Source organism: Methylobacterium sp. Leaf117, from assembly GCF_001422985.1.
Classification (GTDB): Bacteria; Pseudomonadota; Alphaproteobacteria; order Rhizobiales; family Beijerinckiaceae; genus Methylobacterium.
On sequence record NZ_LMNL01000034.1, the window covers coordinates 579,903 to 592,916 of the forward strand.

General features: G+C 70.3%; 12 protein-coding genes and 1 pseudogene. 6 read left to right on the forward strand and 7 right to left on the reverse strand.

The window, feature by feature from the left end; translation table 11 throughout:
* Nucleotides 1–70: 70 nt before the first annotated feature.
* Entirely contained in the window at nt 71–2,860 is a 2,790-nt protein-coding gene (locus ASF57_RS17310; RefSeq protein ID WP_056485403.1) for a [protein-PII] uridylyltransferase, read from the reverse strand.
* Between the two features lie 259 nt (nt 2,861–3,119).
* On the opposite strand from ASF57_RS17310, the gene ASF57_RS17315 reads away from it, so the two are divergent.
* The 3 genes from ASF57_RS17315 (at nt 3,120) to ASF57_RS17325 (ending at nt 5,233) form a co-directional block, all read left to right on the forward strand.
* Nucleotides 3,120–3,599, forward strand: a complete 480-nt coding sequence (locus tag ASF57_RS17315) for a hypothetical protein (RefSeq protein ID WP_056486085.1) — start codon at nt 3,120–3,122, stop codon at nt 3,597–3,599.
* A gap of 237 nt (nt 3,600–3,836) precedes the next feature.
* Nucleotides 3,837–4,544, forward strand: a complete 708-nt coding sequence (gene rpiA, locus ASF57_RS17320; RefSeq protein WP_056485405.1) for a ribose-5-phosphate isomerase RpiA — start codon at nt 3,837–3,839, stop codon at nt 4,542–4,544.
* A gap of 95 nt (nt 4,545–4,639) precedes the next feature.
* Nucleotides 4,640–5,233: a DUF2059 domain-containing protein gene (locus tag ASF57_RS17325; RefSeq protein ID WP_056485407.1), complete on the forward strand. Its 594-nt coding sequence runs from the start codon at nt 4,640–4,642 to the stop codon at nt 5,231–5,233.
* A 72-nt stretch (nt 5,234–5,305) separates the two neighbouring features.
* On the opposite strand, the gene ASF57_RS17330 is transcribed toward ASF57_RS17325, so the two are convergent.
* Together ASF57_RS17330 and ASF57_RS17335 are read right to left on the reverse strand one after the other, a co-directional pair.
* Nucleotides 5,306–6,679 (reverse strand): PleD family two-component system response regulator, encoded by a 1,374-nt coding sequence (locus tag ASF57_RS17330; RefSeq protein ID WP_056182433.1) that lies wholly within the window; start codon nt 6,677–6,679, stop codon nt 5,306–5,308.
* Nucleotides 6,680–6,741: 62 nt separating this feature from the next.
* Entirely contained in the window at nt 6,742–7,122 is a 381-nt protein-coding gene (locus tag ASF57_RS17335) for a response regulator (protein WP_056182436.1), read from the reverse strand.
* Nucleotides 7,123–7,197: 75 nt separating this feature from the next.
* Here ASF57_RS17335 and ASF57_RS17340 point away from each other — a divergent pair, with 75 nt between their 5' ends.
* Both ASF57_RS17340 and ASF57_RS17345 read left to right on the forward strand, forming a co-directional pair.
* On the forward strand, nt 7,198–7,500 hold the full coding sequence (locus ASF57_RS17340) for a DUF3572 domain-containing protein (RefSeq protein ID WP_056485409.1): 303 nt from the start codon (nt 7,198–7,200) through the stop codon (nt 7,498–7,500).
* Between the two features lie 105 nt (nt 7,501–7,605).
* Nucleotides 7,606–8,013 (forward strand): DoxX family protein, encoded by a 408-nt coding sequence (locus ASF57_RS17345; protein WP_056485411.1) that lies wholly within the window; start codon nt 7,606–7,608, stop codon nt 8,011–8,013.
* A 19-nt stretch (nt 8,014–8,032) separates the two neighbouring features.
* Here the strand turns inward: ASF57_RS17345 and ASF57_RS17350 are convergent, their stop codons facing one another.
* Both ASF57_RS17350 and ASF57_RS17355 read right to left on the reverse strand, forming a co-directional pair.
* Nucleotides 8,033–8,692: a methyltransferase gene (locus ASF57_RS17350; protein WP_056485413.1), complete on the reverse strand. Its 660-nt coding sequence runs from the start codon at nt 8,690–8,692 to the stop codon at nt 8,033–8,035.
* The gene (locus tag ASF57_RS17355; protein ID WP_056485415.1) at nt 8,689–9,324 is read right to left on the reverse strand and encodes a hypothetical protein; all 636 of its coding nucleotides are present in this window, start codon (nt 9,322–9,324) and stop codon (nt 8,689–8,691) included. The genes ASF57_RS17350 and ASF57_RS17355 overlap by 4 nt, the downstream gene beginning before the upstream one ends.
* Before the next feature lie 89 nt (nt 9,325–9,413).
* Between ASF57_RS17355 and ASF57_RS17360 the strand changes: the two are divergent.
* Nucleotides 9,414–10,481, forward strand: a pseudogene (locus tag ASF57_RS17360) (DNA topoisomerase IB); the annotation flags it as partial.
* Nucleotides 10,482–10,984: 503 nt separating this feature from the next.
* Here the strand turns inward: ASF57_RS17360 and ASF57_RS17365 are convergent.
* Both ASF57_RS17365 and ASF57_RS17370 read right to left on the reverse strand, forming a co-directional pair.
* A complete protein-coding gene (locus tag ASF57_RS17365) occupies nt 10,985–11,302 on the reverse strand; it encodes a hypothetical protein (protein ID WP_156376211.1) in 318 nt (105 codons plus the stop codon).
* A gap of 145 nt (nt 11,303–11,447) precedes the next feature.
* On the reverse strand, nt 11,448–12,935 hold the full coding sequence (locus tag ASF57_RS17370) for a PLP-dependent aminotransferase family protein (protein ID WP_056182452.1): 1,488 nt from the start codon (nt 12,933–12,935) through the stop codon (nt 11,448–11,450).
* Nucleotides 12,936–13,014: the final 79 nt, after the last annotated feature.

Genomic DNA, 13,014 nt, shown 5'->3' on the forward strand with positions numbered 1-13,014 from the left:
GGATTGGCGCTGATATCAGGCGGTGCCGCCCTGAAATCAAGCGCACGGGCGATCGTGCCGGCTCCGCCGTTCAGGCTTCGCGGGGCGGCGGCGAGTCGATCAGCGCATCAAGACCTTCGGCGCGCAGGGCCGCCACATCGCTGGCAAAGACCTCCATCACGGCGGCCCGGATCGCCACCTGCCGGTCGGGCTGCGTCACCCGGGTGCCGGTGAGGTCGGTCACGTAGAACACGTCCACCGCCCGCTCGCCGAAGGTCGCCACATGGGCCGAGGTGATGTTGAGGCTGAGCCGACTCAGCGCCGTCGTCAGCTCGTAGAGCAGGCCCGGGCGATCGAGGCCGGTGATCTCGATCACGGTCTCGCGGCTCGACAGGGCGTTGTCGATGGCCATGTCGGGCGGCACCAGGAAGGTCGGCGCCCGCCCGCTCGGCGGGTGCCGGTCGGCCACCAGGTCGGCGATGCGGATCTCGCCGCGCAGCGCCTTCTCGATCGCGATGGTGATGCGGCCGGCCCGGCGCATCTCGTCCTCGTCGCGCTCGAAGGCCCGCGAGATGAAGATCGAGTCGAGGGCGAAGCCATCCGTGGTGGTGAAGATCTGGGCGTCGACGATGTTGCCGCCCGAGGCCGCGCAGGCCCCCGTGACGATGGCGAGCAGGCGCGGATGGTCGGGCGAGTAGATCGTCAATTCGGTGACGCCGCGGACCGGATCGGTCTCGGTGGCGGTGGCGACGGTGCGGCCCTCCGCCGTCAGCGCCTTGACGAAGCCCGCATGCTTGTACTGGCGCGTCGTGTCGACCTTGAGCCAGTAGGCCTGGTTGTGCCGCGCCGCATAGGCGTCGAAGGTCTCGGATTCCCAGCCGGTGAGCTGCTCGCGCAGCGCCATCTGGATCAGGCGGACGCGATCGGTGCGGGCGATCTCCGAATGCCCGCCGGACAAAACCACCTCGGTCTCGTCGTAGAGGGTGCGGAGCAGCGTGCCCTTCCAGGCGGTCCAGACGCCGGGGCCCACGGCCTTGATGTCGGCGACCGTCAGGATGGTGAGCAGCTTCAGGCGCTCCAGGGTCTGGACCACGCCGGCGAACTTCTCGATGGTCTTGGGGTCCGACAGGTCGCGGCTCTGGGCGGTCATCGACATCAGCAGGTGGTGTTCCACCAGCCAGGCCATCAATTCGGTCTCGGCCGGGGTCAGGCCGAAGCGCGGCCCGAGCTTCTCCGCGATGGCGGCCCCCGCGATGGAATGGTCTTCGGGCCGGCCCTTGGCGATGTCGTGCAGCAGCACCGTGACGTAGAGCGCGCGGCGGTTGCTGATGGTGTCGATCAGCCGGGTGGCGAGGGGATGCTCCTCCTCGGTGCGGCCCGACTCGATCGCCGACAGCACCCCGATGGCGCGGATCAGGTGCTCGTCCACCGTGAAGTGGTGGTACATGTTGAACTGCATCATCGCGACGATGCGGCCGAAATCCGGGATGAAGCGGCCGAGCACGCCGGCCTCGTTCATCAGCCGTAGGATCGTCTCCGGCGAGTTCTTCGAGCTCAAGATGTCGAGGAAGAGCCGGTTGGCCTCCTCGTCGGCCCGCAGGGAATGGCCGATGAGGCGCAGGGAGCGGTTGGCCGCCCGGGTGGCGTCGGGGTGGATCGGCAGGTTGTGGCGGTCGGCGAGCCAGAACAGCCGGATCAGGTTGACGGGATCGCGGCTGAAGGCGTCGGGGTCGCGCAGGTTGATGCGGCCGTGATCGTCGACGAAATCCTCGGCCTCGATGGCGGTGGCGCGGAAGCGGTCGCGGAAGCGGCCGATCCAGCGGTCGAGCACCGGAGTCCGCTTGGCATGGCGCGCCTCCAGGGCCGCGCACACGATGGCGGTGAGGTCGCCGACCTCCTTGGCGATGAGGAAATACGCCTTCATGAAGCGCTCGACGCCCGACAGGCCGCCGCGCGGCTCGTAGCCGAAGCGCTCGGCGATCTTCGGCTGCAGGCCGAAGGACAGGCGCTCCTCGGCCCGGCCGGTGACGAAGTGCATGTGGCAGCGCACCCGCCACAGCAGCTCGTCGCAGCGCTCGAACACCCGGTACTCCTCGGGCGTGAACAGCCCGGCGGCCACCAGCTCGCTCTGGTCGCGGACCCGGTAGGTGTACTTGGCGATCCAGAACAGCGTGTTGAGGTCGCGCAGGCCGCCCTTGCCGTCCTTGACGTTCGGCTCGACGAGGTAGCGCGAGGCGCCCGCCTTCGAGACCCGGGCGTCGCGCTCGCGCAGCTTCGCCTCGACGAATTCGGGCGCGGTCCACATCACCAGTTCGGTGTCGAAGCGGGTGACCAGCTCCTCGAACAGCACGCGGGTGCCGAACAGGTAGCGCGCCTCCAGGAGCGAGGTGCGGATGGTCATGTCGGCCCGGCCCTCGCGCAGGCATTCCTCCACCGAGCGGGTCGCGTGGCCGACCTTCAGCTTCAGGTCCCACAGCACGTAGAGCATCGCCTCGACGACGCTCTCGGACCAGGCGGTCTGCTTGTAGGGCAGCAGGAACAGCAGATCGATGTCCGAGCCCGGCGCCATCGTGCCCCGGCCGTAGCCGCCGGTGGCCACCACGGCGAGCTGCTCGCCGGTGGAGGGATTGTCGTTCGGGTAGAGCCGCCAGACCACCGCGTCGTGAATCGTGCGGATCACCGCGTCGGTGAGCTGGCTCAGGCGCTGGGCGCAGGCGATGCCGTCGCGCTCCTCCAGCAGCCGCGCCTCGGCATCGGCCCGCCCGAGCTCGATCACCCGGCGCAATTCCGGCACCAGCACCGCCCGCAGACGCGTCGCCTCGCGGGCATCGCGGTCCAGGTTCTCGAGGATGTCTTTGAGGGCGGCGACGGCGTCGAACATGGCCAACCCCGTTAGCATGTTGGCAGAATGACGCCAGCGGCATCACCGCGCGGGCGAGGCGGCGCCGCCGTTCCGCGCCGGGTTTCAGCGGACTCCCGCCGGAAAAAATCGGCCGTGGCGCACGAAGCCGCCGCGGATACCCGATGGGTCACGGTTGCGCCGCAAGGCCGCGCTAGCGCTGCGCCGGACCCCGTCCGATCTCCCGTCACGCGCCCCCCAGCATTCACGAAGGCCCCCGATGCGTTCGATCCTGCATCCGATGTTTGTCCGCCTGGCCGGAGCCCTGCTTCTGACGACCGGGCTGCTCCCGGCGCTCGGGAGCCCGGCCCGGGCGGCCTCGTTCGAGTTCGTGCCGGCCCCGCAGATCGACCTCAACCGGGTCTACCGCATCGACAAGGTCACGGGCGAGGTCACCTCCTGTCAGTACGGCCTGCGCGAGGGCGCCGTCGGCAGCGTCGGCGTCACCGTGTGCTACGGCTCCGGCGAGGGAGCGAGCGCGCAGGCCCCCTCGGAATACGGTCTCGTGGCCTCGCGCCACACCCGCGAGGCGGGGGTGTTCCGGGTCAATTACCGCACCGGCGAGATGAGCATCTGCTACGTGCAGCTGCAGAAGGAGGCCGTGGTCTGCACCGCCCAGGCGAATCCGACCGGTCCGGGCGCGGACGAAGCCCCGGCCACCGGGGCCGCGCCGGGGCGGGCCGGGCCGAGCGCCACGCCGCCCCAGAGCGGACGCCCCTGACGGCAAGCCTCGCGCAGTGGACGGCAAGCCACGCGCAGCGGACTGTAAGCCTCGCGCAGTGACAGCCACGGCGGAGCGAGGCGGCATCGGCGGCACGCCGCGTTGGACCGGCCGGCCCGGCGTGCTAGGGGCACCCGGTCGCATCCTCCCGCGCCACCGGCGCGCTTCGCTCCCCGCCCCTCGCCCGAGCCGTCCCATGCCGCACGCCCGTTCTTCCGAAGTCGCCGGAGCCCCCGCGTGAGCGGGCCGGATCTGCGCCGCGCCGCGGCCGAGGTCGCCGTCGGGCTGGTCACGCCCGGGATGCGCCTCGGAATCGGCACCGGCTCCACCGCCAACGTCTTCGTCGCATTGCTCGGTGAGCGCGTGCGCGCCGGCCTCGACGTCGTCGGCGTGCCGACCTCCGAGGCGACGCGGGTCGCGGCGGAGGCGGCCGGCATCCGCCTCGCCACCCTGGAGGACCTGCCCGAGCTCGATCTGACCATCGACGGCGCCGACGAGATCGACGGCGCGATGCGCCTCGTGAAGGGCGGCGGCGGCGCGCTGCTGCGCGAGAAGATCGTGGCCTTCGCCAGCCGCCGCATGGTGGTGATCGCCGATGCCGCCAAGCGCGTCGAGACCCTCGGGGCCTTCCCCCTGCCGATCGAGGTCAACGCCTTCGGGCTCGGCGCCACCCGGAAGGCCGTCGCGGAGGCCCTGCGGGCGAGCGGCTGCACCGGGGACATCGTCCTGCGGATGCAGGACGGGGCGCCGTTCGTCAGCGACGGCGGCCATCATATCCTCGACGCCCATCTCCAGCGCATCCCCGACCCCGAAACCCTCTCGGGCGCCCTGTGGGCGGTGCCGGGCGTGGTCGAGCACGGCCTGTTCCTCGGTCTCGCCACCGGCGCCATCCTGGCCGAGGCACGGGACGGACAGGCGGTGGTGACCCGCCTCGGCACCGTCTGAAGGCAAGCTCGCACGCCGTTCCGCTCACGTTCTGCCGCCCAATCTTTCCTGATTTCGAATTCTTCCCGACTTCTGTCCTTCCCGGAGCGTCCGCCATGTCCCGCCGCCTTGCCGCCCTGGCCGCCCTCGTCCTCGCCGGTGCCCCCCTGGCTGCCCTGGCCCAGGCCCCGGCAGCGAAGCCGCCGGCCGCCAACGCCAAGCCCGGCACCAAGCCGCCCGCCCCCGCCGCCGCCGCCGCGCCGAGCACGCCCGCCGCGCAGACGCCCGCCTACTCGGCGAACCACTTGGCGCTCGCCCGGGAGGTGATGCTGAATTCCGGCATCGCCCGCTCGTTCGACTCGATCATCCCCGCCTTCAGCGAGCGGATCCGCCAGGGCGCGGTGACCCGTCCCGAACTGACCAAGGACCTCGATACGGTGCTGGCCTCCCTCGAACCCGAGATGGAGATGCAGAAGCAGACGATGATCGACACGGCCGCGCGCATCTACGCCTCGCGCCTCTCCGAGGCCGAGCTGAACGAGATCGCGACCTTCTTCCGCTCGCCCGCCGGCAAGCGCTACGTCGAGACCCAGCCTCAGGTGCTCGACGAGATGGTGCAGGCCATGCAGAACTGGACCCAGGACGTCTCGGAATACATCATGGTCCGGGTGCGGGCCGAGATGGCCAAGAAGGGCCATCAGCTCCAGTAAGCCCAGCTTGGCGGTTGCGGACCTTGGCGGTTGCTGACCTTGGCGGCTTCTTGACCTTGGCGGTTGCCGCCTTCAGGCGGCGGCCGCCTCGACCCGGTTCCGGCCGGTGCTCTTGGCCCGGTACAGGGCGAGATCGGCGCGCTTGAGCATGTCGGCGGGGCCGGCATCCTCGGCCCGGCGCCAGGCCACCCCGATGGAGACGGTCACCGGCACGGTCCGGGTCTCGCGCTGGATGGCGAAGGGCGCCGCCTCGATCCGCTCGCGGATGCGCTCGGCGATGGCGTAGGCGCCGTCGGCCTCGGCATCGGGCAGGATGATGACGATCTCCTCGCCGCCGTAGCGGGCGACGATGTCGATGCCGCGGGTATGGGTGCGGATGCGCTCCGCGAAGGCCTTGAGCACCTCGTCGCCGGCCTCGTGGCCATAGGTGTCGTTGATCGATTTGAAGCGATCGATGTCGAGCATCAGGGCCGCGACCGGCCGGTTGCGCAGGGCCGCCTCGTTGAACATCGCGCCGAGATGGCTGTCGAGATAGCGCCGGTTGTGCAGCCCCGTCAGGCCGTCGGTGATGGCGAGTTCCATCGAGGCCTGGACGGCGCCCCGCAGGGCGTCCGAGAAGCGGCGGCGGCGCACCTGCGTGCGCACCCGGGCGACGAGTTCGTTCCGGTCCACCGGCCGCATCAGGTAGTCGTGGACGCCGAAATCGAGGCCGCGGATGACCCGGGCGCGGTCATGCTCCTCGGCGATCATCATCACGGGCATCGAGCGGGTGCGGTCGAGGGAGCGCAGCTGGCTGCACAGGCGCAGCCCGTCGAAGCCCTGGATGTCGAGGCTGACGAGAGCGAGGTCGAAGTTGCCCTCCGTGGCCAGCACCAGGGCCCTGTGCGGGTCGGCCTCGACCGTCAGGGTGTGATGCTGGCCCAGCGCCGCGGCGAGGCGGTCGGCCGATCCGGGGCGGTCCTCGACGAGGAGGATCGAGGCGTCGAGCCCGGTCTCGGCGGTCGCGAGGGCGAGCGGATCGCCGATGCCGAAGTCGCGCGAGGCCATGGCGCGGGAGCGCAGCTCGTCCGTCACGGCCTTCAGGCGCACGAGGCTGCGCACCCGGGCGAACAGGGCGGTGTCGTCGATCGGTTTCGTCAGGAAATCGTCGGCGCCCGCATCGAGGCCGCGCAGGCGGTCCGAGGGCTGGTCGAGGGCCGTGACCATGACCACCGGAAGATGGGCGGTGTTGGGGTTGCTCTTGAGCCGGCGGCAGACCTCGAAGCCATCCATGCCGGGCATCATCACGTCGAGCAGCACGAGGTCGCACAGGCCCTTCTCGCAGATCGCGAGGGCATCGGGTCCGTTCATCGCCGCCAGAACGTCGAAATACTCCAGGGAGAGCTTGGTCTCCAGGAGCTTCACGTTCGGGAAGAGATCATCGACGATCAGGATGCGGGCCGACATCGTTCCTCGCGCAAGGTCGTTCGTTCTAGGCCGTCGGGGACGCGGTGTGCGAGGCGATCGGGTCAGGCGGTCCGGGCGTCGCCCAGGTATTGGCGGACGGTGGCGAGGAACTTCGCCACCGAGATCGGTTTCGACAGGTAGGCCTCGCAGCCGCCCTCGCGGATGCGCTCCTCGTCGCCCTTCATGGCGAAGGCCGTGATGGCGATGACGGGGATCCCCTTGAGGTCGTCGTCCTCCTTGAGCCACTTCGTGACTTCGAGGCCGGACACCTCGGGCAACTGGATGTCCATCAGGATCAGGTCGGGGTGGTGGGCGCGGGCGAGCTCGATGGCCTCGATGCCGTTGGCGGTCTTCAACGTGGCGTAGCCATGGCCCTCCAACAGGTCGTTGAAGAGCTTCATGTTGAGTTCGTTGTCCTCGACGATGAGCACCGTCTTCTTCATGGCCCGTTGTCCCCGATGCGTGGACGGCCCATTGTCGTTCGACGCATGCCCCGCCTGAGGAGATTTAGCGGATACATGTTGACGAAACGCAAACCCAATGGCGGAGACGCCTCCGCCGAAGGCCTGGCCCTGGCGGCCCTCGCCTGGATGGCCACCGACGACGAGCGCCTGTTTCCGTTCCTGAACGCCACCGGCGTCACCCCCGAGACCTTGCGGGCCAGTGCCCAGGACCCTGGATTCCTGGCCGGCATCCTCGATCATATCATGGGTGACGAGGCGACGCTCATGGCCTGTGCCGAGGCCCTCGACGTCAAGCCGGACCGCATCGCCGCCGCCTGGCGCCGCCTCGGCCCGCCGGACTTCGACGACGGTCTCTAGGCAGCGATCCCCAGCGGAGGCGGGGCGCACGGGTCGCCGCGGCCGATCCGGCGCGCTAGGGTCGGCCTTGCGGGCGCGCCGCGCACCCCCTCCGGAGACCAAGCCATGCCTCTCGCCGCCACCATGAGCGCCTGGGCGCCGCGCCTGCTCAGCGTCCTGCGGATCATGTCGGGCCTGCTGTTCCTGGAGCACGGCACCCAGAAGCTGTTCGGTTTCCCCGCCCGGATGGGCGGTGGACCCGCGCCCGACCTGCTCTCCCTGCCGGGCATCGCCGGCAGCCTCGAGCTGGTGGGCGGCACGCTGATCGTCCTCGGGCTGTTCACCCGGCCGGTGGCCTTCCTGCTCTCGGGCCAGATGGCGGTTGCGTATTTCCTGGCGCATGCGCCCAAGAGCCCGTTCCCGGCGCTCAACGGCGGCGATGCCGCGATCCTGTTCTGCTTCGTCTTCCTCTACCTCGTCGCCGCCGGTCCCGGCCCCTGGAGCCTCGACGCCCAGCGTCGCGGCCGGATCTGAACGGCGGTCCCGGGGCCTGTCAGGCGCGGAACCGCCAGACGCTGCTGCGCTTGATCTCGGCATCCTCCAGGCTCCGGCTCACCGGCACCGTGTAGGTCGCCAGCTCGGTCAGGCGGTCGCGCGGCAGGTAGGACCGGCCGGGATCGCCCACCAGCACGGTGGCGCCGCGCGCATGGAGGCCCGAGAGCCATTCGGTGACGCGGCCCGCGAGGTCCTGCTCGTAGAAGATGTCGGCGGCGAGCACCACGGCGCTGCCGGGGTCCGAGCCGATGAGGTCGCGCGACACCGCCTCGATCCGGCCGGCGACGCCGTTGGCCTCCGCGTTCAGGCCGATGGCCGGGATCGCGAAGGGATCGAGGTCGCTGGCGGTGACGTGGACCGCGCCGGCCTTCGCCGCCGCGATCGCCACGAGGCCCGAGCCCGAGGCGAAGTCGAGGACCCGGCGTCCCGCCACGATCCCGGGCGTGTCGAGAAGGTAGCGGGCGAGCGCCTGGCCGCCGGCCCAGGCGAAAGCCCAGAACGGCGGCGGCAGGCCGATCGCCTCCAACTCGTCCTCGGTCTTCTGCCACAGCTCGGTGGCCTCGTCGGCCACGTGCAGGACGATTTCGGGCGCGTGCGGCACCGGTCGCAGCCGGGTGTTGGCCCGGATGAACGCGAGGGGATCGGCGGACGCGATCATGCGCGGGCGAGGTCTTCGTACAGGGTCCGGGCCGCGGCCCCGAGCCCGTCCGGCCCGACGAGCGCCAGCCCGGTCTCGGCCGGATCGAGCCCCAGGGCGGCGGCATCGGCCGCGGTCTCGCACAGGAACCGGGTGGAACGGGTGGCGAGCGCCCCCCGGACCACGCCGCGGAGCGCCAGGCGCGACAGGCGCCCGGCCGCGTCGGTGCGGGCGCCGAGGGCGGCAAGGTCGTCGGGCTGGTAGATGCGGGCGCCGAGGCCCGCCATGGCGGCGGCCGAGCCGCCGACCACGATGGCGCGCAGGCCGAGGCAGTGGATCAGGTCGGTCTCCAGCGCCCGGAGGATGCCGGCGAGCTGGCCGGCCTCGTAGCCGGCCGCCATCGGGTTGAGACGGGACACCCCCAGGGCGAAGGGGACCACGCGGGCGCCAAGCGCCTCGATCGCGGCGCGATGGTCGACGACCCGCGTCACCACCGTGGGCCTCAACCCCGCCGCCAGGGCCGCCTCGACCAGGACCGGGAAGCGCGCCGCGAAGGTCGCGTCGTCGGGGCTGAGGAGGACGAGGCGTCGGGACGCAGCCGGGGAGGAGGCTGTGGAGGAGGCTGTGGAGGAGGCGGAGGCGGGGTGTTCCATTGGACCGGATGTAGCACGTCGGCGCCCGGAACACGGTATGGCGCGGCCCCGTTGATCGACAACCAGAAACGTCAGGGATGGGTGCCAGCATGGCGACGGCGCGCGACGAAGAGGGCACGGTGGCCGATCCGCGCGACGCGGCCGAGGAGGCCGGCCTGCGCTACGTCGACGACGCGATGCCGGGGCTCACCCGCGTCAAGAGCGGCACCGGCTTCCGCTACCGGGATGCCCAGGGGCGGCCGGTGCGGGACGAGACGGTTCTGGCCCGCATCCGCGCGCTCGCCATCCCGCCGGCCTATACCGATGTCTGGATCTGTCCCAAGGCCAACGGCCACATCCAGGCGACCGGACGCGACGCCAAGGGGCGCAAGCAGTACCGCTATCACCCGGATTTCCGTGCGGCCCGGGACCTGACCAAATTCGAGCACGTGATGGCCTTCGCCGACGCGCTGCCGGCCATCCGCGCCCGGGTGGACGCCGATATGGGCCGCAGCGGCCTGCCCCGCGAGAAGGTGCTGGCCACCGTGGTCCACCTCCTGGAGACCACGCTGATCCGGGTCGGCAACGACGATTACGCCCGCACCAACAAGAGCTTCGGCCTCACCACCCTGCGCGACCGCCACGCCCGGATCGAGGGCGCGGACCTCACCTTCCGCTTCAAGGGCAAGAGCGGCAAGACCTGGGACCTCGGCCTCAAGGACCGGCGCGTGGCCCGGATCGTCAAGGCCTGCCAGGACCTGCCGGGCCAGGAGCTGTTCCAATATCGCGATGCGGACGGCACCGTGCGCGACGTGACCTCGGCGGACGTGAACGCGTATCTGCGCGAGATCACCGGCCGGGACATCACCGCCAAGGACTTCCGGACCTGGGCCGGGACGGTGCTGGCCGCCCTGGCGCTCCAGGAATTCGAGGCCTTCGACAGCGAGGCCAAGGCCAAGAAGAACCTGCGCACCGCCATCGAGGGCGTCGCCGCGCGCCTCGGCAACACGCCGACCATCTGCCGCAAGTGCTACATCCACCCGCAGGTGCTGGATTGTTACCTCGAAGGCGCCCTGCTGCTGCAGATCAAGGACGCGGTGGAGGAGGAGCTGCGCGAGGACCTCGACAGCCTCCGGCCCGAGGAAGCCGCAGTGCTCGGCCTCCTCCAGGCGCGGCTGGCCGAGGTGAAGGACGACACGGGCCGAGCCCTCTCGGATCAAGGAGCCGGCAAGGCGGCTGAGAAGGCAGTCGGGAAGGCGGCCGGGAAGGCGGCTGGCAAGACAGCCGAGCAGGCCACCGGGAAGGTTACGAGGAAGTCCGTCCGCAAGCGGGTCGCGAAGGCGGTCGATGCCGTCGCCGGCCGGAAGACCACCTCGAAAGCGAAGACCTCCCCGAAGGCGAAGACCGCACCGAACGGAAAGACCGCACCGAAAAAAGCGGCGTCCAAGCAGGCCCCGCAAAAGAAGACGGCGGGACAGGAGCCCCGGCGTCCGGAAACCTCCGACACCGCACGGGAGCACGCAGCCTCGTAGGAAAGACCTGCCCCTCGGGGCCCGCGCCGAACGTCCTGGGCGGGCGAATGTCTGCCGGCCTGCTTTTACGCCGGAGCTGACTTTGCCGTTTGGCATCTTGGCGCTCCGAGGCAGGGAACCCGGACTGAGCCGGGTCCCTGATCCGAGGGTCAGGCGAAGGCGTCGTCGCTGGTCGTCGACACTTGCCCCAGCGCACCGCCCGCGCGGACCAGGATTTGCCCTTCCGACAGGCCTGCACCGTCCTGCACCTCGTACACTCGCGCATGGCCCGAGGCGCCGACCAGCTCCAGCGTCGAGCCCGCGGCAAAGCCCGTGAAGCGGATCACGTCGCCCCCGGTCTGGCCCGCATCCTGGAAGTCCACGAGCAGGTCGGTGGCGCCCCTGACGGCGATGTCGCCAAGGGCGATGCGGAAAATGTCGTTGCCTGCACCGCCGCCCATTCGGTCAGCCCCGACGACTGCCAGCACGCTGGGTCGGGTCGGGCTCCGCCGGCCTACGCGATGGCCGTATGGGGTGGGGGAGCGGCCCCTCACCCTCCGCCCTGAAGCGGACGTTCCGCCTCCGACCCAACTACCACGAAGAAGCGATTTCGTCGGGGGCTCTGACGCAGACCTAATCCGTGCCTTCGTTGCGGTCTGCTTGCCCAAGCACGATCCGCTGCAACGCGCCGACGGCTGTCTCGATCTGCGTTTCGTTGAGCGACGAGTAGCCGAAGACCAGCATGTCGTCCCGTGCACCCGGATCGAAGTCGTAGGCAGCTCCGCTCGAAAGGGCGTAGACGCCGATGCCCTGCTCTCGCGCCATGATCTGGATCTGCCGAGCGGGCGGAAAGCCGGGCGGGAGGCGCCAGACCAGGTGCAGGCCACTCTCGCCGCCGAGGACGACAGCCCCGTCGAACGTCCTGCGAAGTGCTCCAACCAGACAGTCACGGCGCGCCTTGTAGACCTGCCTCAGGCGGCGCAGGTGCCGGTCGAAGTGCCCCTCGTCGATGAAGGCGGCGAGCGCGGCCTGCTCAAGCCAGGCCTGGCCATTGCTCATCCGTGCTTTCAGCATCCGCGCCTCGTCCCAAAACATGCGCGGGACCGTGGCGAAGCCGATGCGCAGGCCGGCGCCTACCGACTTCGAGAACGTCCCGGCGTAGAAGACGCGCCGGCCTCCGTCGAGACCGGCCAGAGCCGTCAGCGGCGGCCCGTCGTACCGGAAGTCGCTGTCGTAATCGTCCTCGACGATGTAGCTGTCGGTTTCCTCCGCCCATCGCAGCAGGGCCAGGCGCCGCGTCAGCGGCATGGTGGCTCCGGTTGGGAATTGATGCGACGGCGTGACGTAGAGCAGGCTGCCTTTGGCCGTGGGCAGGAGGTCCGTTCGCAGCCCCTCGCCGTCGACCGGAACCGGATGGATCTCCAGACCGGCGTTCCGGAAGATGAGCGAGGCTCCGAGGTAGCAGGGATTCTCGATGCAGAGTTGCCGGGTGTGTCCCTTCAGCAAGTTGAACACGAGGTTGAGCGCGTCCTGCCCACCCGTGGTCACGATGACCTGATCTTCCGTCACCGCCACCGCTCTGGCGCGCCGCAGGTGCGTGCTGATGGCCATGCGCAAATCCGGGAGGCCGGCCGGATCGCAGTAATCGGTGAGGTAGGCCGTCTCCCGCGCCAGAAGCCGCGTCACGATCCGTCGCCAGATGGCCAGCGGGAACCCCGCCGGATCGGACCGCCCGACCCAGAAGTCGAGTTCGGGTCGGTCGCCGCCGCCGCCGGGCGAGCCGGCGAAGCACAGCAGGGGTTCGCTCGATGCGTCCGGCACCGGGCCGTTCGTCAGGGACCGACTGCCCTGTTGGATCAGGAGGAGACTATCCGGCGAGATCGGCTCCACGAACAGGCCCGCCGTGCCGCGCGCCCTCACGTAGCCCTCCGCCGCAAGGCGTTCATAGGCCAGCAACACCGTGTTGCGGGACACGCGGAGGCGCTCCGCCAGCAATCGGCTTGGAGGCAGTGCCATGCCGGCCTTGATCTGCCCATCCAGGATGATCTCCCGAACCTGGTCGAACACCTGTGCCTGGAGCGGCTTCTCGGACTTGGCGTCTAGGGTGAGCGTCAGTTCCACACGTTCCATCCTGCCCGAGGTCGCCTGCTGGCCGTGACGTACCCCGTCCCTGTCGTCACGAACCAAGCCTCAGGCGGAC

Coding starts and splice junctions, on each gene's coding strand:
- ASF57_RS17310 (WP_056485403.1), bottom strand. CDS start 2,860: ATGTTCGACGCCGTCGCCGCCCTCAAAGACATCCTCGAGAACCTGGAC.
- ASF57_RS17335 (WP_056182436.1), bottom strand. CDS start 7,122: ATGAAGAAGACGGTGCTCATCGTCGAGGACAACGAACTCAACATGAAG.
- ASF57_RS17325 (WP_056485407.1), top strand. CDS start 4,640: ATGTCCCGCCGCCTTGCCGCCCTGGCCGCCCTCGTCCTCGCCGGTGCC.
- ASF57_RS17315 (WP_056486085.1), top strand. CDS start 3,120: ATGTTTGTCCGCCTGGCCGGAGCCCTGCTTCTGACGACCGGGCTGCTC.
- ASF57_RS17330 (WP_056182433.1), bottom strand. CDS start 6,679: ATGTCGGCCCGCATCCTGATCGTCGATGATCTCTTCCCGAACGTGAAG.
- ASF57_RS17340 (WP_056485409.1), top strand. CDS start 7,198: ATGTTGACGAAACGCAAACCCAATGGCGGAGACGCCTCCGCCGAAGGC.
- ASF57_RS17350 (WP_056485413.1), bottom strand. CDS start 8,692: ATGATCGCGTCCGCCGATCCCCTCGCGTTCATCCGGGCCAACACCCGG.
- ASF57_RS17355 (WP_056485415.1), bottom strand. CDS start 9,324: ATGGAACACCCCGCCTCCGCCTCCTCCACAGCCTCCTCCACAGCCTCC.
- ASF57_RS17345 (WP_056485411.1), top strand. CDS start 7,606: ATGCCTCTCGCCGCCACCATGAGCGCCTGGGCGCCGCGCCTGCTCAGC.